The sequence below is a fragment of the Pseudomonas sp. GW821-FHT04D07 genome, assembly GCF_059420225.1.
In genome coordinates, this window is sequence record NZ_JBWKTH010000001.1 from 229,425 (window position 1) to 247,458 (window position 18,034).

General features: G+C 60.9%; 16 protein-coding genes and 1 pseudogene. 11 read left to right on the plus strand and 6 right to left on the minus strand.

Annotated elements, in window-relative coordinates; translation table 11 throughout:
- The first annotated feature begins 300 nt into the window (after positions 1 to 300).
- Positions 301 to 1,362 (plus strand): DNA polymerase IV, encoded by a 1,062-nt coding sequence (dinB, locus tag AC07T0_RS01005; protein ID WP_494999441.1) that lies wholly within the window; start codon positions 301 to 303, stop codon positions 1,360 to 1,362.
- Between the two features lie 146 nt (positions 1,363 to 1,508).
- Here the strand turns inward: dinB and AC07T0_RS01010 are convergent, their stop codons facing one another.
- From AC07T0_RS01010 to AC07T0_RS01025, 4 genes are all read right to left on the minus strand, one after another.
- Complete coding sequence (locus AC07T0_RS01010) at positions 1,509 to 2,462, minus strand: hypothetical protein (protein WP_494999442.1); 954 nt, start codon at positions 2,460 to 2,462, stop codon at positions 1,509 to 1,511.
- Between the two features lie 17 nt (positions 2,463 to 2,479).
- Positions 2,480 to 4,195, minus strand: a complete 1,716-nt coding sequence (locus AC07T0_RS01015) for a proline--tRNA ligase (protein ID WP_494999443.1) — start codon at positions 4,193 to 4,195, stop codon at positions 2,480 to 2,482.
- A gap of 117 nt (positions 4,196 to 4,312) precedes the next feature.
- The gene (locus tag AC07T0_RS01020; protein WP_494999444.1) at positions 4,313 to 5,857 is read right to left on the minus strand and encodes an AmpG family muropeptide MFS transporter; all 1,545 of its coding nucleotides are present in this window, start codon (positions 5,855 to 5,857) and stop codon (positions 4,313 to 4,315) included.
- Between the two features lie 43 nt (positions 5,858 to 5,900).
- Positions 5,901 to 6,254: an MGMT family protein gene (locus tag AC07T0_RS01025; protein ID WP_494999445.1), complete on the minus strand. Its 354-nt coding sequence runs from the start codon at positions 6,252 to 6,254 to the stop codon at positions 5,901 to 5,903.
- Between the two features lie 74 nt (positions 6,255 to 6,328).
- Here AC07T0_RS01025 and AC07T0_RS01030 point away from each other — a divergent pair.
- The 8 genes and pseudogenes from AC07T0_RS01030 to AC07T0_RS01065 form a co-directional block, all read left to right on the plus strand.
- Positions 6,329 to 6,451: pseudogene (locus AC07T0_RS01030) on the plus strand (DUF481 domain-containing protein); the annotation flags it as partial.
- 87 nt (positions 6,452 to 6,538) lie between these two features.
- Positions 6,539 to 7,264: a HugZ family pyridoxamine 5'-phosphate oxidase gene (locus AC07T0_RS01035; protein ID WP_494999446.1), complete on the plus strand. Its 726-nt coding sequence runs from the start codon at positions 6,539 to 6,541 to the stop codon at positions 7,262 to 7,264.
- A gap of 71 nt (positions 7,265 to 7,335) precedes the next feature.
- On the plus strand, positions 7,336 to 7,809 hold the full coding sequence (locus AC07T0_RS01040; RefSeq protein WP_494999447.1) for an FxsA family protein: 474 nt from the start codon (positions 7,336 to 7,338) through the stop codon (positions 7,807 to 7,809).
- Between the two features lie 250 nt (positions 7,810 to 8,059).
- Complete coding sequence (locus AC07T0_RS01045) at positions 8,060 to 8,353, plus strand: co-chaperone GroES (protein WP_121137262.1); 294 nt, start codon at positions 8,060 to 8,062, stop codon at positions 8,351 to 8,353.
- Between the two features lie 49 nt (positions 8,354 to 8,402).
- The gene (gene groL / locus AC07T0_RS01050) at positions 8,403 to 10,046 is read left to right on the plus strand and encodes a chaperonin GroEL (RefSeq protein ID WP_494999448.1); all 1,644 of its coding nucleotides are present in this window, start codon (positions 8,403 to 8,405) and stop codon (positions 10,044 to 10,046) included.
- A 168-nt stretch (positions 10,047 to 10,214) separates the two neighbouring features.
- Complete coding sequence (colR, locus tag AC07T0_RS01055) at positions 10,215 to 10,898, plus strand: two-component system response regulator ColR (RefSeq protein WP_494999449.1); 684 nt, start codon at positions 10,215 to 10,217, stop codon at positions 10,896 to 10,898.
- On the plus strand, positions 10,888 to 12,168 hold the full coding sequence (locus tag AC07T0_RS01060) for a sensor histidine kinase (RefSeq protein WP_494999450.1): 1,281 nt from the start codon (positions 10,888 to 10,890) through the stop codon (positions 12,166 to 12,168). The genes colR and AC07T0_RS01060 overlap by 11 nt, the downstream gene beginning before the upstream one ends.
- Before the next feature lie 178 nt (positions 12,169 to 12,346).
- Complete coding sequence (locus AC07T0_RS01065) at positions 12,347 to 12,571, plus strand: hypothetical protein (protein ID WP_494999451.1); 225 nt, start codon at positions 12,347 to 12,349, stop codon at positions 12,569 to 12,571.
- Positions 12,572 to 13,086: 515 nt separating this feature from the next.
- Here AC07T0_RS01065 and fdxA read toward each other — a convergent pair.
- Positions 13,087 to 13,410 (minus strand): ferredoxin FdxA, encoded by a 324-nt coding sequence (fdxA, locus tag AC07T0_RS01070; RefSeq protein WP_100938647.1) that lies wholly within the window; start codon positions 13,408 to 13,410, stop codon positions 13,087 to 13,089.
- 142 nt (positions 13,411 to 13,552) lie between these two features.
- Positions 13,553 to 16,132: a DNA mismatch repair protein MutS gene (gene mutS, locus AC07T0_RS01075; RefSeq protein ID WP_494999452.1), complete on the minus strand. Its 2,580-nt coding sequence runs from the start codon at positions 16,130 to 16,132 to the stop codon at positions 13,553 to 13,555.
- Positions 16,133 to 16,320: 188 nt separating this feature from the next.
- On the opposite strand from mutS, the gene AC07T0_RS01080 reads away from it, so the two are divergent.
- Together AC07T0_RS01080 and AC07T0_RS01085 are read left to right on the plus strand one after the other, a co-directional pair.
- Entirely contained in the window at positions 16,321 to 17,064 is a 744-nt protein-coding gene (locus AC07T0_RS01080) for a LexA family transcriptional regulator (RefSeq protein ID WP_494999453.1), read from the plus strand.
- 603 nt (positions 17,065 to 17,667) lie between these two features.
- Complete coding sequence (locus AC07T0_RS01085) at positions 17,668 to 18,015, plus strand: phage holin family protein (RefSeq protein ID WP_100938660.1); 348 nt, start codon at positions 17,668 to 17,670, stop codon at positions 18,013 to 18,015.
- Positions 18,016 to 18,034 lie beyond the last annotated feature (19 nt).

Here is an 18,034-nt window from a genome sequence, read left to right on the forward strand (position 1 = left end):
TCCCGCGTCTGTGTGTCGGTATTCTACAGCGAAACGCTCGGCTGTCAAACCTTAATTAGGAAAACCCCTTTATTGTTCAATTGCTTAGCGCTTGAGGCGGTGCCTGTGCCAAGCCCCGGGGCCATGCCGGGCAAGGGTTGCAGCTCTATCGGCGGATGCTTTTCGATTGAGAAACTAAATTCAATAGGGCTATTTCCTACGGGCAAAGAGGAAGAATCAAACTACTGGTGCTATATACAGGTGTCAGTGAGATACTGCTGGCCTGTACCGTTTCCGTTCCCTGAATGAACCCGTGTTTTCATGACGCAACGCAAAATCATCCACGTTGACTGTGATTGCTTCTACGCCGCCATCGAGATGCGTGACAACCCGAGCCTGGCCGGCAAGCCCATGGCGGTGGGCGGCTCAGCGGATCGGCGTGGGGTGATCGCCACCTGCAATTACGAGGCGCGAGCCTTTGGCGTGCGTTCGGCGATGTCGTCGCGGCATGCCTTGAGCCTGTGTCCGGACCTGGTCATCGTCAAGCCGCGGATGGATGCCTATAAGGAAGCGTCGAAAGATATCCAGGCGATCTTTCGCGACTACACCGACCTGATCGAACCCTTGTCTCTGGATGAAGCCTATCTGGATGTGTCCGACAGCCCGCATTTTGCCGGCAGCGCGACGCGCATTGCCCAGGACATCCGGCGTCGGGTCTCGAAGCAATTGCATATCACCGTCTCTGCCGGGGTGGCGCCAAACAAGTTCTTGGCCAAGATTGCCAGCGACTGGAAAAAGCCCAATGGGTTGTTTGTGATCACTCCGGACCAGGTGGAGGATTTCGTCGCCGGCTTGCCGGTCAACAAATTGCACGGGGTTGGCAAGGTCACGGCGGACAAGCTCGGGCGGCTGGGGATTGTCGATTGCCGGCAATTGCGCGAGTGGGGCAAGCTGGCCCTGGTCCGCGAGTTTGGCAGTTTTGGCGAGCGTCTGTGGGGGCTGGCTCGGGGGATCGATGAGCGACTGGTGCATAACGACAACCGGCGCCAGTCGGTCAGTGTCGAAAATACCTACGATGCCGACCTGCCGGACCTTGCCAGTTGCCTGGAAAAGCTACCCGAACTGATGGAGACCCTTGCGGGACGTGTCGCCCGACTCGACAGCAGCTATCGACCGGGCAAGCCGTTCGTCAAAATAAAGTTTCACGACTTTACCCAGACGACCCTGGAGCAGGCCGGAGCCGGGCGGGACCTGGAGAGTTATCGGCAGTTGCTGAGCCAGGCCTTTGCCCGAGGCGAGCGGCCGGTGCGGCTGCTGGGGATTGGGGTGCGGCTGCAGGATTTGCGCGGTGGGCATGAGCAGCTGGAGTTGTTCAGCGGCTGAGGCCGGCGCTTGCTTTCCTGGACGCACCGAGCAACTTGTAGGCGCCCGGCTTGCCGGCGATGGGGCCCTTGGGCCTTGCATCGCTCTCGCGGACGCTATCGCCGGCAAGCCGGGCGCCTACAGATTCAGTATTTCGTCTGAACGCCTTAGTTGGCCCCGGGGTCCGCCACCAGTCGCCCGGCCTTCTTGGTCAGGGTCTGGAGAAACTCACGCTGCAACTCGGGATCGTTGCGGGTCAGTTCGATCAGGCTCTGTTCCAGCTCACTGGCTTCGTCCTCCAGTCCCAGCTCTGACAGGCGCTTGACCCGGTGCACCCATTGGTTGACGTCGTCACCCTCCAGGTCGTTGTAGATCAGGTCATGGGCCTCCAGCAGCTTACCGCGCAGCTTGCTGCTGATGGACAGGCTCGAGTCCGAGTGGGCTTGACCCTGGGCATCTTCCACGCGGATCTGCAGATTACCGATGCGATACAGGTCCTGCTCGGCAAACGGGCTGTCCAGCAGGTTGAGGCGCAACACACCATTGCGGTCGGTGGTCAGTTCGGCGGTCTGCTTGCCGGCAAGCACTTCCACCGGCCGTTCGGACCACGGCAGGCTTGAGTGTTCCAGGCGCTTGTCGCGCTGGACTTCCTCGACCCCGGCCAGGTTCTGCTGGGCACGCCCGCCGGACTCGACGTTCATGAACGGATTGAGGCCGTCGATGCCGTCCTTGAGCCAGCCATGGGTCATGTTGTCCGGCAGGTGGCCGAGGGCAAAGATATTCGCCACGTTGGCACCGATACCGCCGACCAGCGCCACGGCCCCCAGCGGGATTTCATAGACCTTGCGCCAGCCTTGATAGGGTGTGTAGCGCTCATAGCGACGGGTGACGTCGAACTCGGTGACTTCGAAGGTTTTTTGCTCGTGAATCCGCACGCGACGTTGCGGCAGCTCCAGGACCTTGGGATCACCGACATCGATCTGCAGATTGTGTTCGAGCAGTTTGCGCTCGACGCGCTCTTCATGCTCGGTGCGTTGTGACATCTGGTTGGCACAGCCGCTGACCAGCAGGGCGCCGCACAAGGCGGCGCCCCCGAGGGCTAAGGTACTTCGATTGAACATGGGCGCTCTATCTGGACTTAGCGACGGATACGGGCCTGAAGGAACGACAGCACCTCGGCGACCGGCAGGGCTTGCGCCTCGGCCTCGGTACGGCTCTTGTATTCCAGGTTGCCTTCGGCCAGGCCGCGGTCGCTGACCACGATCCGATGGGGAATGCCAATCAGTTCCATGTCCGCGAACTTGATGCCCGGGCTGGTTTTCTTGTCACGGTCGTCCAGCAGCACTTCGAAGCCAGCGGCCGTCAATTCGGCGTAGAGCTTGTCGGTGGCTTCGCGAACCTGCTCGGTTTCATAGCGCAGCGGTACCAGGGCGATCTGGAACGGCGCCAGGGAGTCGCTCCAGATGATCCCATTGGCGTCGTTGTTCTGCTCGATGGCGGCGGCGACCACGCGGGATACGCCGATACCGTAGCAGCCCATGGTCAGGGTTACCGGCTTGCCGTTTTCGCCCAGTACCTGGCACTTCATCGCTTCGCTGTACTTGGTGCCCAGCTGGAAGATGTGGCCGACTTCGATGCCGCGCTTGATCTCCAGGGTGCCCTTGCCGTCCGGGCTCGGATCGCCGGCCACGACGTTGCGCAGGTCGGCCACGGTCGGGACCGGCAGGTCGCGTTCCCAGTTGACGCCGAAGTAGTGCTTGTCGTCGATGTTGGCGCCGATACCGAAGTCGCTCATCAGCTCGACCGAGCGGTCGATGATGATCGGCAGCGGCAGGTTCAGCGGGCCGAGGGAGCCGGCACCGGCGCCGATGGCGTCACGCAGTTCGGCATCGGAGGCCATGACCAGCGGACTGGCGACGCCAGGCTGGTTGGCGGCCTTGATTTCGTTCAGTTCGTGATCGCCGCGGATGATCAGGGCAATCAGCTTACCTTCTTCTTCGGCGTGGACGATCAGGGTCTTGACGGTCTTTTCGATCGCCAGGTTGTAGCCTTCGACCAGTCGCGCGATGGTTTTCGCGTCCGGGGTATCGACCAGACGCAGCGCTTCGCTCGGCGCCGCGCGCGAGGTTTCGCGAGGCACGGCTTCGGCCTTCTCGATGTTCGCGGCGTACTCGGAACCGTTGCTGAAGACGATATCGTCTTCGCCGGACTCGGCCAGCACGTGGAACTCATGGGAGCCCGCGCCGCCGATGGAGCCGTTGTCCGCTTCCACCGGGCGGAACTTCAGGCCCAGGCGGGTAAAGACGTTGCAGTACGCCTGGTGCATGCGGTCGTAGGTGACCTGCAGCGAGGCCTGGTCGACGTGGAAGGAGTAGGCGTCCTTCATGATGAATTCGCGACCGCGCATCAAGCCGAAGCGTGGACGGATTTCGTCACGGAATTTGGTCTGGATCTGGTACAGGTTGATCGGCAGCTGCTTGTAGCTGCTCAGCTCGTTGCGGCACAGATCGGTGATCACTTCTTCGTGGGTGGGGCCGGCGCAGAAGTCGCGGTCGTGGCGATCTTTCAGGCGCAGCAGCTCAGGGCCGTATTGTTCCCAACGACCGGATTCCTGCCACAGTTCAGCCGGCTGGATACCGGGCATCAGCACTTCCAGGGCCCCGGCCGCGTTCATTTCCTCGCGCACGATGGCTTCGACCTTGCGCATCACGCGCAGGCCCATGGGCAGCCAGGTGTACAGGCCGGAAGCGAGTTTGCGGATCATCCCGGCGCGCAGCATCAACTGATGGCTGATCACAACCGCGTCGGAAGGCGTTTCTTTCTGTGTGGCGAGCAAATATTGACTGGTGCGCATGGTTGGCCGTTGTCGCTTGCTGATGACTGAAAATGACTGGGCATTGTACGGGTGTGATCCGGCGACGTACAGGCGTGTCGCCGCGCCGCCCCGGAGGAGGGCGGCGGGGGCCAGTGTTTACGGGGTTTCTTCGCCGACGGCGGCAGGTTCCGGGCCTTCGCCACGACTGGATTGATACCAGTGCAGGGCAATCAGGATCAGGGTCGGTATGCCTATCACGGTAGTGATTATGAAGAACTTGTGGTAGCCGAACTTTTCCACCATCACCCCGGAATAACCACCGATCAAGCGCGGCAACAGCAGCATGATCGAGCTGAGCAGGGCGTACTGGGTGGCGGAGAACTTCAGGTTGGTCAGGCTCGACAGGTAGGCGACGAAGGCCGAGGTCGCCATGCCGGAACTGAAGTTGTCCAGGGAGATGGTGACGATCAGCATCTTCAGGTTCGGACCCATGTCGGCCAGCAGCATGAACAGCAGGTTGGTCGCCGACGAGGCCGCGCCGCCGATGAACAGGATCGGCAGGATGCCGAAGCGCACGATCAGCAGGCCGCCCATGCCGGCTCCCAGCAGGGTCATGATCAGACCGAAGATCTTGCTGACTCCGGCGATCTGGTCCTTGGTGAAGCCCTGGTCGATATAGAACACGTTGGCCATCACCCCCATGACCGTGTCCGACATCCGGTAGGTGGCGATCAGCCCCAGCAGCAGCAGGGCCTGCCAGCGATAGCGGACGATGAAATCATTGACCGGCGTCAGTACCGGCGCCAGGCCGCGGCGGCCCATGCTCGACAGGCAGAGGGTGGTGAGGAGGGTATAGAGGATGGCGCGCAGGAAGGCGCGGTCTTCCAGCAGCAGGTTGAGCATGCTTCGGCCCTGGAACAGCACGCTGGCGAAATCGGTGTTGTAGAGCTGGGTGAACATCGCCGGTACCGAGACCAGCAGGACGATCAGCACGAAGACCGAGGCCAGTTGGTGCACAAAGCTGTAGCGTCCGGCGGAGAGCTGGGTGCGCAGCGGCACCGGCGGTTCGCGCATGAAGAAGGTGGTGAGCAGCGCCGGGACCATCAGCAGGCCGAACAACACGTAGGTGCCGGTCCAGGCCGAATGCTTGTAGCTGAAACCGGTGGAACCGAAGCCTTCGGCGATAAACAGCGCGCCGGCGGTGGCCAGCAGGGCGGCGACCCGATAGCCGGACATATAGCTGGCGGCCAGGGCGGCCTGCTGGCTGTCGTTGGCGATTTCCAGGCGATAGGCGTCCACCGCGATGTCCTGGGTCGCGGAGGCAAAGGCCACGACCACGGCAATGGCGATCAGCCAGGACAGATGTTTCTGTGGATCGCAGAAACCCATGCCGATCAATCCGAGGACGATCAGGATCTGTGCCAGCACCAGCCAGGAACGGCGTCGACCGAGCTTGCCGAGCAACGGCAGGCGCCATTGGTCGAGCAGCGGCGACCACACCCATTTGAAGGCGTAGGCAAGGCCGATCAGGCTGGCATAACCGATGGTTTCGCGGGCCACGCCGGCTTCACGCAGCCAGACGGAAAGCGTGGAAAACACCAACATATAAGGCAGGCCGGCGGCGAAGCCGAGCAGCAACAGCACGAGTGTCGAGGGGCTGGCATAAGCGGCGAGCGCGGCGCGCCAGGTTTTACGGGGCATGGGCTGGAATCTGCCTCAGGTTGACGGAAACAAAGCGCGCACTCTAACCGCTGTGCTCTATCGGGCGCCAGCCATGGCGCTTGATATCGACACGATTGTTCAGCACGCTCAGGCCTTCAGTCCGCAGCCGGGCTCGCTGTTCGTCGCCGGATGGGCTGCCGGCGGGCAGGCTGATCCGACCGCCGGCACCCAGTACCCGGTGCCAGGGCAGTCGCGTGTCGGCGGGCAATTGGCTCAAGGTCCGTCCGACCCAGCGCGCGGCACGCCCGAGGCCTGCCAGCTCGGCGAGTTGGCCATAGGTCACGACCCGGCCTGCGGGGACTTGCGCCAGGGTCAGGTAAAGGGCCGTGCGGCGCATCTGCGCGGGGCTTTCGGCTGCGCTGCTGTGTTCTGTCATCGGGGGCAATCCTGTTCAGGGATTTGGCTGTAGGTGTAGGTTCTTTCGCGCAAACCCGAGTCCTCTCTCTGCTTATATTATCCAGAACCCTGCTGGGGCTTGCCGTTTTCAGCGCCTCGACGGCGTTGCTGGCCGATAGCGTCCGGTTGAAGAACGGCGATTGCCTGAGCGGTAAGATCGGCCTTGCCGAGCCTGGCATCCGTCGCGGATAACGTTTATTTTGTCATTGATTTCCATTCGCGGGTCTCAGGGCTTGTCGACGGTTTCTGACGAGGAGTCAAAAGGTGAGCGTTGAAGTTGCCAAGAATGCCCGCGAGCTGCTGCTCAAGGAGTACCGGGGTGTGTTGTCCACGCACTCCAAGGCCATGCCCGGTTTCCCGTTTGGCTCCGTGGTGCCTTACTGCCTTGACGACCAGGGCCGGGCGCTGATCCTGATCAGCCGGATCGCCCAGCACACCCATAACCTGCAAAAGGACCCCAAGTGTTCCTTGCTGGTGGGCGAGCGCGAAGCCGCGGACGTGCAGGCTGCCGGGCGCCTGACCTACCTGGCCGAGGCCGAAAAACTCAGCGATCCCGAGGCGATCGAAGCGGCGGCCGTGCGCTACTACCGTTACTTCCCCGACTCGCAGAACTACCACCAGGCCCACGATTTCGATTTCTGGGTGCTCAACCCGGTGCGGCATCGTTACATTGGCGGCTTCGGGGCGATCCACTGGCTGGATCAGGTGACCCTGGCCAATCCCTTCGCCGGCAAGGCCGAGGCTGGCATGGTCGAGCACATGAACAGCGACCACGCCAAGGCCATCGCCCACTACGTCGCCCTGGCCGGCCTGCCGGATGTGGTGCCGGCACAACTGGCGGGTATCGACACCGAAGGCATGCACCTGCGCATTGGCCAGGCGCTGTACTGGCTGCCCTTCGAAGCACCTTGCAACACGCCGACACAAGTTCGCGAAGCCTTGGTTTCCCTGGCTCACGCCGAGCATTGGCCAAAAAACGCAGTGGTTTGAGCTTGAATTCACGAACTGCCGACGTCATCTAAGGTGAAGTGGAAGGCATTCTTCCGTAGAGGAACCATTTGATGCGCGCTTTTCTATTGCTCTTTCTGCTGTTTCCAGTGCTAGAGCTGTATGTATTTTTCCAGGTCAGCACCGCGATCGGGTTTTTCCCGGCCCTGGCGTTGATCATTCTCGGTTCGATGCTCGGTGGGCTGGTCCTGCGGGTCGCGGGGATCGCCACGGCGTTGCGGGCGCGGGAAAGCCTGAACCGTGGCGAACTGCCGGCGCAGACCATGCTCGAGGGCCTGATGCTGGCCCTGAGCGGCGGCCTGCTGCTGCTGCCGGGGTTTATCAGCGACATTATCGGCCTGGTCCTGCTGCTGCCGATGAGCCGTCGCTTGCTGGCCGACCGGATGCGTCGGCGGGTCGAAGAGCAGGCGCTGCGTCAGCGGGCCTTTGCCGACGACTTGCAATCTCGTGGTCCGTCGGGGTCGGTACCGGCCAATAGCCGGCAACCCCAGGTGATCGAAGGCGAGTTCGAACACCGCGACTCCTGATGGTCATGGCATCGACACGGCACCTTCGGCTGCGGTGTTGGTTTTCGACACGCTCAGGTAAAAAAAACGTCACCTTGCCCTTGAAATCGCCTTGGGTGACCTCATGTAACGGTCACCGCAAGGTTTTGGCGAAAATCGCCAGACAGTCTTTCGCGGTTCGCTTGGCGAGCCGCAACCGGCAACGCCGGATTTGCTAAACCGGTCGGTATCGACATCGGCCCTTGAAAACCATAATTAGGAGAGATCGACAATGAAGCTTCGTCCTCTGCATGACCGCGTCGTCATCCGTCGCAGCGAAGAAGAGAAGAAAACCGCAGGCGGTATCGTGCTGCCAGGTTCGGCCGCCGAGAAAGCCAACCACGGTGAAGTTCTCGCTGTAGGCACCGGCCGCGTGCTGGACAACGGTGAAGTCCGTGCGTTGGCCGTGAAAGTGGGTGACAAGGTGGTGTTTGGCCCTTACTCCGGCAGCAACACTGTGAAAGTAGACGGCGAAGACCTGCTGGTAATGGCTGAGAACGAGATTCTCGCTGTTCTCGAAGGCTGATTCCCGCTCATTTTTCCCGTTACGACAAAGTATTCAAGGAATTACGATCATGGCTGCTAAAGAAGTTCTGTTTGGCGACTCCGCCCGCAAAAAAATGCTCAAAGGTGTCAACGTCCTGGCTGACGCGGTAAAAGCGACCCTGGGTCCGAAAGGCCGTAACGTGATCATCGAGAAGAGCTTCGGCGCTCCGACCATCACCAAGGACGGCGTTTCCGTTGCCAAGGAAATCGAGCTGAAAGACCGTTTCGAAAACATGGGCGCGCAGCTGGTCAAGGACGTTGCTTCCCGTGCCAACGATGACGCTGGCGACGGCACCACCACCGCCACCGTACTGGCCCAGTCGATCGTCAACGAAGGCCTGAAGGCTGTCGCTGCCGGCATGAACCCGATGGACCTCAAGCGCGGCATCGACAAGGCGACCATCGCCATCGTCAAAGAGCTCAAAGCCCTGTCCAAGCCTTGCGCTGACACCAAGGCCATCGCTCAGGTCGGCACCATCTCCGCCAACTCCGACAGCACCATCGGCGACATCATTGCCGAAGCCATGGAAAAAGTCGGTAAAGAAGGCGTGATCACCGTTGAAGAAGGCTCGGGCCTGGAAAACGAACTGTCGGTTGTAGAAGGCATGCAGTTCGACCGTGGCTACCTGTCCCCGTACTTCGTCAACAAGCCAGAGACCATGACCGCCGAGCTCGACGGTCCGCTGATCCTGCTGGTGGACAAGAAGATCTCCAACATCCGCGAAATGCTGCCAGTGCTGGAAGCCGTTGCCAAAGCCGGCCGTCCACTGCTGATCGTGGCCGAAGACGTTGAAGGCGAAGCCCTGGCGACTCTGGTTGTGAACAACATGCGCGGTATCGTCAAGGTCGCAGCCGTCAAGGCTCCGGGCTTCGGCGATCGTCGCAAGGCCATGCTGCAGGACATCGCTGTCCTGACCGGCGGCACCGTGATCTCCGAAGAAATCGGCCTGAGCCTGGAAAGCGCCACCCTGGAACACCTGGGTAACGCCAAGCGCGTGACCCTGTCCAAGGAAAACACCATCATCGTCGACGGTGCTGGCGTACAAGGCGATATCGAAGCCCGTATCGCTCAGATCCGTGCCCAGGTTGCCGATACTTCCTCCGACTACGACCGTGAAAAACTGCAAGAGCGTCTGGCCAAGCTGTCCGGCGGCGTTGCAGTGATCAAGGTTGGCGCCGGTTCCGAAGTTGAAATGAAAGAGAAGAAAGCCCGCGTTGAAGACGCCCTGCACGCTACCCGTGCGGCCGTTGAAGAAGGCGTGGTACCTGGCGGTGGCGTGGCGCTGGTTCGCGCTCTGCAGGCCATCTCCGAGCTGAAGGGCGACAACTCCGATCAGAACGTCGGTATCCAGTTGCTGCGTCGCGCTGTTGAAGCGCCACTGCGTCAGATCGTTGCCAACTCCGGCGACGAGCCAAGCGTCGTGGTCGACAAGGTCAAGCAAGGCGAGGGTAACTTCGGTTACAACGCTGCGACCGGCGAATACGGCGACATGATCGAAATGGGTATCCTGGATCCGGCCAAAGTGACTCGTTCGGCTCTGCAAGCGGCTTCGTCGATTGCCAGCCTGATGATCACCACCGAAGCCATGATCGCCGAGATCAAGGAAGACGCTCCAGCTGGCGGTGGTATGCCAGATATGGGCGGCATGGGCGGTATGGGCGGCATGATGTAAGTCGGCCCCACCCGCTACAAAGAAACCCCGCCTTGTGCGGGGTTTCTTTTTTTCGGCAAGCCACAGACGCAACGGCTGCTTTTATCGTGCAGCTTGTAGCTACCACAGGCTTGCCCTTAAGCTGCGCGGGCCAAGACATGGCCGTTACCGCGTACGGAGAGAGTACCCATGCGAATTCTACTGGTTGAAGACAACCGCGATATCCTCGCCAACCTGGCTGATTACCTGGGGCTTAAAGGCTATACCGTGGACTGTGCGCAGGACGGCTTGTCGGGCTTGCACCTGGCCGCCACCGAGCACTACGACCTGATCGTGCTGGATATCATGTTGCCCGGGATCGATGGTTTCACCCTGTGCAAGCGCCTGCGTGAAGATGCCCGGCGCGACACCCCGGTGATCATGCTCACTGCCCGCGACCAACTGGATGATCGTCTGCAGGGCTTCAAGTCCGGGGCTGACGACTACCTGCTCAAGCCGTTCGCCTTGTCGGAGCTGGCGGCGCGGATCGAAGCGGTGCTGCGTCGGGCTCAGGGCGGTGGACGGCGGGCCTTGCAGGTCGGTGAGCTGAGCTACGACCTCGACACCCTGGAAGTGACCCGAGAAGGGCGCCTGCTCAAGCTCAACCCCGTGGGCCTGAAACTGCTGGCGGTACTGATGCAGAAAAGCCCCCACGTGCTACGCCGCGAAGTCCTCGAGGAAGCCCTGTGGGGCGACGATTGCCCGGACAGCGACAGCTTGCGCAGTCACGTCCACCAATTGCGCCAGGTGATCGACAAACCCTTCGAAAAGGCCTTGCTGCATACCGTGCATGGTGTTGGTTATCGCCTGGCCGAAGGCCGCGATGGAGTTTAAACAAAGCCTCGCCCAGCGGATCATCATCGCCTTTGCGCTGATGAGCGCCTTGGTGGCGGGGACTTTTGCCTTGGGCATCGTGGCGACGGTTCACCTGGTTGAGGAAAAACTGATTTCCGCCGGCCTGGGGGGCGATCTGCAACGTCTGTTGCTGATGGACAGTGTCAGCGACTGGAAGCACCGGCCCGAGCCCGACCAGCTGTTCTACTTCAGTGGTGGTCAGGGCGACTTTGCCTTGCCAAGGGATCTTCGTCACCTGGATGCCGGGTTCCATGAAGTGTTTCGCGAGCAGGTGTCCTACCACGCCATGGTCGAGGTGGTCGACGGTCGGCGTTATGTGCTGTTGCAGGACCAGAGTGATTTTGAAGAGCGTGAGCGCGTGCTGTTTGCCGTGGTGCTGGTGGGCTTCGTCCTGGCCCTGGTCCTGGCGGTGTTCCTTGGCTGGATCCTGGCCCGACGAGTGATGGCCCCGGTGGTGCGCCTGGCCCGCCAGGTGCGTCATCGCGATCAGTTACTGGGGCTGGCACCGCCCTTGGCACCCGACTACGCCGCCGATGAAGTGGGTGAGCTGGCGGTGGCGTTCGATGCCACCCTGGGTCGCTTGCGCGATGCCCTGACCCGTGAGCGGCTGTTCACCAGCGATGTCAGCCACGAACTGCGCACACCGTTGATGGTGTTGGCGAGCTCCTGTGAACTGCTGCTGGAAAACCCGGCCATCGACTCGCGCGGGCGCAATCAGGTTGCACGTATTGCCCGGGCCAGCGAGGAAATGCGCGAGCTGGTGCAGACCTTCCTGATGCTGGCCCGGGCCCAGCGCGAGGACGCGAGCATGTCGCCGCAGGTTTCCCTGAACGCGGTGGCGGAGGACCTGCTCGGTCTGTGGCGCGGCCCCATTGAAGAAAAGGGCCTGAGCTTGATCGTCGATCTTGGCAACCCCCTGGATATCCGCTACAACGCCATCTTTTTGCACGCGGTGATGGGTAACCTGCTGCGCAATGCGTTGCACTACACCGACCAGGGCTTTATCCGCTTGAGCCTGGAGCCTGCCGGGTTCGTGGTGGAAGACAGCGGCGTGGGGATTCCCGAAGAGAAGCGCGAAGCCATGTTCCAGCCCTTCGTACGGGGTAACGAAAAGCGCGGCGAAGGCCTCGGGCTGGGCCTTTCGCTGGTCCAGCGGATCTGCGAAAACCAGGGTTGGCATGTCAGCCTGACCACCATGCAACCCAACGGCTGCCGTTTTCATGTCGACCTGCACGGGTCTGATGCCTGATCGGCGGCGAAATTTTCACCTGGGAAGGGGCGGATTTCTGATCTCCCAGGTAAGCCTTGAGACACGCAGTTTGATCTCAAACGGCCACGACGCCATTCGTCGTTGAGTGCCACGGCCCAAGGAAAACTCAGCTATTTTGAGAATAGGTGTTCAGCAGTCCTGTCAAAGGCTTATGGTAATGAAGTTAGAAGTCGCTCGAGGTTTGTTTCTGGTCAGCGCGCTGGCTGTGGCTTCCCTGGCCCTGGTGGCCTGGGAGCAGCCAAGTCCCAAGGTGCTGACCGCGGCGGTGGGGGCGGGGCATTGTCCTCTGCCCCGTGTCGTCAAGGTGACCGATGCCAAACCCGATCACGATCTGCTGTTGTTCATGTTCGGCCTTTCCCAAGGGCTCAAGCCGCAAAGTTGAAAGCATTCTGTCCGCCTCGCAGGCCTCGCATTGATCGAGGCCTTTTTTATGGGCGACCTTTGCTTGATCCACGGTTGCTCCTGGGCGTCCCAGACCAGAGTTGGATCCAGAAGTTCTTTTTTAGCTGCTTGAGTGTGTAAGCCATTGCTTACATCTTGCGTAAGCGATCGAGGATAATTTGCCGTCTCGATTACCGAGTGTTTCATTCAACTAATTGAAATATATAGTTTTTTTGTTATTTTAATGGATCCAATATTGCAGTGATGGCATTTTGGATCCTGTTGCGGCAACTCAGAAAGTCTTTAATATCGCCCCTGTGTCGACGGATAGACACGGCGATCAAGGACAGATTGCTGGAAGGAACATCGCGGGATGCGATTCATCAGGACGATGAAAGGGAAAAAAGGGACTAGGGAAAAAATGTGGGCGGGTCATACCGCCCCTTTTTTTTGCCTGTAGAAAAGTGCCGCACAAAAAAAGGCCCGCAAAGGGCCTTTTTGTCGGACACGCTGCAATCAGCGTTCGAGATCCTTGATCTTGCCTTTTTTGCCATCCCACTCTTCAGCGTCCGGCAGCGACTCTTTCTTCTCAGTGATGTTGGGCCAGATCTCGGCCAGCTCAACGTTCAACTGAATGAACTCTTGCATGTCCTCCGGGACTTCATCCTCGGAGAAAATAGCCACAGCAGGGCATTCCGGCTCGCAAAGCGCGCAGTCGATGCACTCATCCGGGTGAATGACCAGGAAGTTCGGGCCTTCGTAAAAGCAGTCCACCGGACAGACTTCTACGCAGTCGGTGTACTTGCACTTGATGCAGTTGTCGGTGACGACGAAGGTCATTTCTAGTTCTCTCCTCAGGCGGCGGCAGCGAGACCCTATCAGAATGGGCTCGCCAGGTTTGGGAGCGATAGTCTGCGAACCAGGCTAATAGTCCGCAGCATCCCAAACCGCGCGAGATTCTAGCAGCTTGTTGTCCGCTGCGTTAGATCCGTGTCTTTAATGTATAGAGCATTTCCAGTGCACGACGCGGCGTCAGGTCGTCGAGGTTGAGCTTGGCCAGTTCATCCAGGACCGGGTGCGGCAGGCTGGCGAACATATCGCTTTGCATCGGCGCGGCCGGTTTCCCGGGTTTGGCGACCGGTTGCTCGTGGGGCAGGCTGGTGGTTTCCAGGCGGCTCAGGTGCTCGCGGGCGCGGCTGATCACATCGCTCGGCACGCCGGCCAACTGCGCCACCGCCAGGCCGTAGCTCTGGCTGGCCGGGCCAGGCAGCACGTGGTGGAGGAAGACGATCCGCTCATTGTGCTCGGTGGCGTTGAGATGCACGTTGGCCACCAGCGGCTCGCTTTCCGGCAGTACGGTCAGTTCGAAGTAGTGAGTGGCGAACAGGGTGTAGGCCCGCAGGTGAGCGAGACGTTCCGCCGCAGCCCAGGCCAGGGACAGGCCGTCGAAGGTGCTGGTGCCGCGGCCGACTTCGTCCATCAGCACCAGGCTGCGCTCGGTGGCGTTGTGCAGGATGTTGGCGGTTTCGCTCATTTCCACCATGAAGGTCGAACGCCCGCCGGCCAGGTCGTCGCTGGAACCGATCCGGGTGAAGATCCGATCCACCAGGGACAACTCGCAGCTGGCCGCCGGGACGAAACTGCCGATATGGGCCAGCAGCACGATCAGGGCGGTCTGGCGCATGTAGGTGGATTTACCGCCCATGTTCGGACCGGTGATCACCAGCATGCGGGTGTTGTCGTCGAGCGCCAGGTCGTTGGCCACGAACGGTGTGCTCAGCACTTGCTCGACCACCGGGTGGCGCCCCTGGCTGATGCGCATGCACGGCTCGTCGACAAAGCGCGGGCAGTTCAGGTCCAGGTTCAGTGCCCGCTCGGCCAGGTTGCTCAGCACATCCAGCTCGGCCAGGGCCGCGGCGGTGTCCTGCAAGGGCGGCAGTTCGCCGATCAGGGTCTCGAGCAAGGCTTCGTAGAGCATCTTCTCCCGGGCCAGGGCGCGGCTCTTGGCCGACAGTGCCTTGTCCTCGAACTCCTTGAGTTCCGGGGTGATAAAGCGCTCGGCACCCTTGAGGGTCTGGCGCCGGATGTAGTCCGCCGGGGCCGATTCCGCCTGCTTGCTGGGCAACTCGATGAAGTAGCCGTGGACCCGGTTGTAGCCGACCTTGAGGTTGGCCAGGCCGGTGCGGGCTTTTTCCCGGGCCTCCAGGTCGATCAGGAACTGCCCGGCGTTTTCGCTCAGCGACAGTAACTCGTCCAGCTCGGCGTCGTAGCCGGTTTTCAGGACGCCACCGTCACGGATAATCGCCGGCGGGTTATCGATGATGGCGCGTTCCAGCAGGATCGCCAGCTCCGGATAGGTCTTGGTGGTGACGGCCAGTTGCTTGAGGTGCGGGGCGTCCAGTTCGAGCATTGCGTCCTGCAACTGCGGCAGGGCGCCGAGGGCATCGCGCAGGCGTGCCAGGTCACGAGGGCGGGCGTTGCGCAAACCGATCCGCGCGAGGATCCGCTCGATGTCACCGATTTCCTTGAGCTGCGGCTGCAGTTTTTCGAAGCGGTAGCTTTCCAGCAGGCAAGTGATGGAGCTCTGGCGTGCCTGCAAGACACGCAGGTCGCGCAACGGGCGGTTCAACCAGCGGGTCAGCAGACGGCTGCCCATGGCGGTCTGACAACGGTCGACTACCGATTGCAGGGTGTTTTCGCGACCACCGGCGAGGTTGGTATCCAGTTCCAGGTTACGGCGGCTGGCGCCATCGAGCACCACGGTGTCGTCCAGGCGTTCATGGCGCAGGCGGCGCAAGTGCGGCAGGGCGGTGCGCTGGGTTTCCTTGGCGTAGCTGAGCAGGCAACCGGCGGCGCCGATGGCCAGGGTCAGGGTTTCGCAGCCGAAGCCTTTGAGATCCTGCACGGAGAATTGCTGGCAGAGGCTTTTGAGCGCAGAGTCCCGTTCGAAATCCCACGGGGCGCGACGACGTGTCCCGCGACGCTTTTCCGCAGGCAAGCCCTGTGGCCAGTCGTCCGGGATCATCAGTTCGACCGGATTGATCCGCTCCAGCTCCGCCAGCAGGTTTTCCCAGCCCTTGATTTCCAGGACCGTGAAGTTACCGCTGGTGATGTCCAGCACGGCCAGGCCGAACAGGCGCTCGTCGCCGAGCACGGCGGCGATCAGGTTGTCGCGGCGCTCATCGAGCAGCGCTTCGTCGCTGACGGTACCAGGGGTGATGATCCGCACCACCTGGCGCTCCACCGGCCCCTTGCTGGTGGCTGGATCGCCGATCTGCTCGCAGATCACCACCGACTCGCCGAGCTTGACCAGCTTGGCGAGATAACCCTCGAGGGAATGGTAAGGAATCCCACACATTGGAATGGCCTGTCCGGCCGATTGCCCACGAGCAGTCAGGGTGATGTCCAGCAGCTTGGCGGCCTTCTTCGCGTCTTCGTAGAAGATCTCGTAGAAGTCGCCCATGCGGTAGAACATCAGCTGGTCGGGGTGCTGGTTCTTCAGGCGCCAGTATTGCTGCATCATTGGCGTGTGGCTGGACAGATCGGGGCTATTTTTACTCATCGGATACTTAGGCGGATTCGTTTTGAGTGGAGTGCGAAGTCGAGCGCCTGGCGCGGGACTTTTTCGATGAGGGCAAGGTTAACACGGGCGGTCCGGCGTCCGCAGGCATGGCCTTTTGAAGCTTGTGCAAATGGTTATGCATAAAATATGCAAATCGGCATTTGCCAATCTCAAAAAGCGCAAGCAATATGCGCGTTATGCAAATACGCAACGTTTCTACCGTCCTACGAGCATTGCTCGATCGCCACGGGATCTCCCCCACGGAGCTTCACCGTCGTACCGGCGTGCCCCAATCCACCTTGTCGCGGATTCTCAGCGGGAAGATCGTCGATCCTTCGGACAAACACATTTCGAAGATCGCCGAGTACTTCGGCATCAGTACCGACCAGTTGCGCGGACGCGCGGCGGTTGCCGTCGCCCGGGATCAGGAGCAGGGCACGCTGCACTCCGAACTCAAGGATATAAGCCTGTGGGACGATGACACGCCCGTCGATGAAGACGAAGTGTCCGTTCCCTTTCTTCGCGAGGTTGAATTGGCTGCTGGATCAGGAAGATTCGTCATAGAAGAAAGCGAGAAGGCCAGCCTGCGCTTCGGCAAGCGCAGCCTGCGCCACAACGGCGTGCAGTTCGACCAGGCCAAATGCGTGACCGTGCGTGGCAACAGCATGTTGCCGGTGCTGCGCGACGGAGCCACGGTCGGGGTCAACGCCGGCAAGAGCGCCATCGGCGATATCGTCGACGGCGACCTTTACGCCATCAACCACAACGGCCAACTGCGGGTGAAGCAGCTTTATCGTCTACCGACCGGGATTCGCCTGCGCAGCTTCAATCGCGACGAACATCCAGATGAGGACTACAGCTTCCAGGAGATCCAGGAAGAGCAGATCACCATCCTCGGGCATGTCTTCTGGTGGGGCATGTACGCCCGCTAAGCCTTCCTGATTCGGAAAAAACCCACAGCGATGTGGGTTTTTTTACGCCTGCAAAAAAGCCCAAACCCTTGAGCCGCGCGGCTTCCATGCGTTCGTGCATCGACAATGCATAAATAAATGCATTTGTGCATTGACTGTATATGCATACATGCATATTCTTTGTCTCAAGCCGGCCGGAAAGGTTGGTGACAGGCAGAGATGCCAGGGGCAACCCAGCGCTCTTTAGTGGCACCGCTTCAAAGAACAGGCAGCGATGAACCGGCCTTGACGGTTCAGAGGGTTGGCAACTGACCCGGGTGTGCAGCGTAAAGCACCGTAAGCAGTTATCCGGCGGACAGGGTCGCGGTCGGAGAAACAATTTGCATCGATCCGTACCGCGCCAGTAGCGCCGAAAGATCAGGTGTCCGGCTGGCGCCGCCATCGCCGAAAGCGCGAGCGGTTTCAGGGCAGGGCATCAGGACCGCATTACTGAAAAGCCTGGGCGACCGGGCTTTTTGGAATGCCCACCGAACGCGGGCTCTGAAGAGAACCCTTCACCTTGAACGACAAGCCCAAACCATCACCGGCCAATGAATGGCCCTTTTTTATTGCAGGAGGCGCGACATGACGAGCGAGCAACAAGCGTTGGTGGACATGCCTATCTGGCTGGTCATCTTGCTGGCCGTGGTCGGCGGGGTTTCCGGCGAAATGTGGCGCGCCGACAAGGACGGTGCCCGCGGTTGGGTGCTGCTGCGGCGCCTGGTACTGCGTTCCGGGGCCTGCATGGTCTGTGGCGTGTCGACCATCATGCTGCTGTATGCCGCCGGGGTGTCGATCTGGACCGCCGGTGCCTTTGGCTGCCTGACCGCCATGGCTGGTGCGGATGCCGCCATCGGCCTTTATGAACGCTGGGCGGCCAAGCGCCTGGGGGTGGACGAAGTGCCTCCCCCGGAGACCCGGCCGGAACAATAGACGGACAGCGATCCGAACA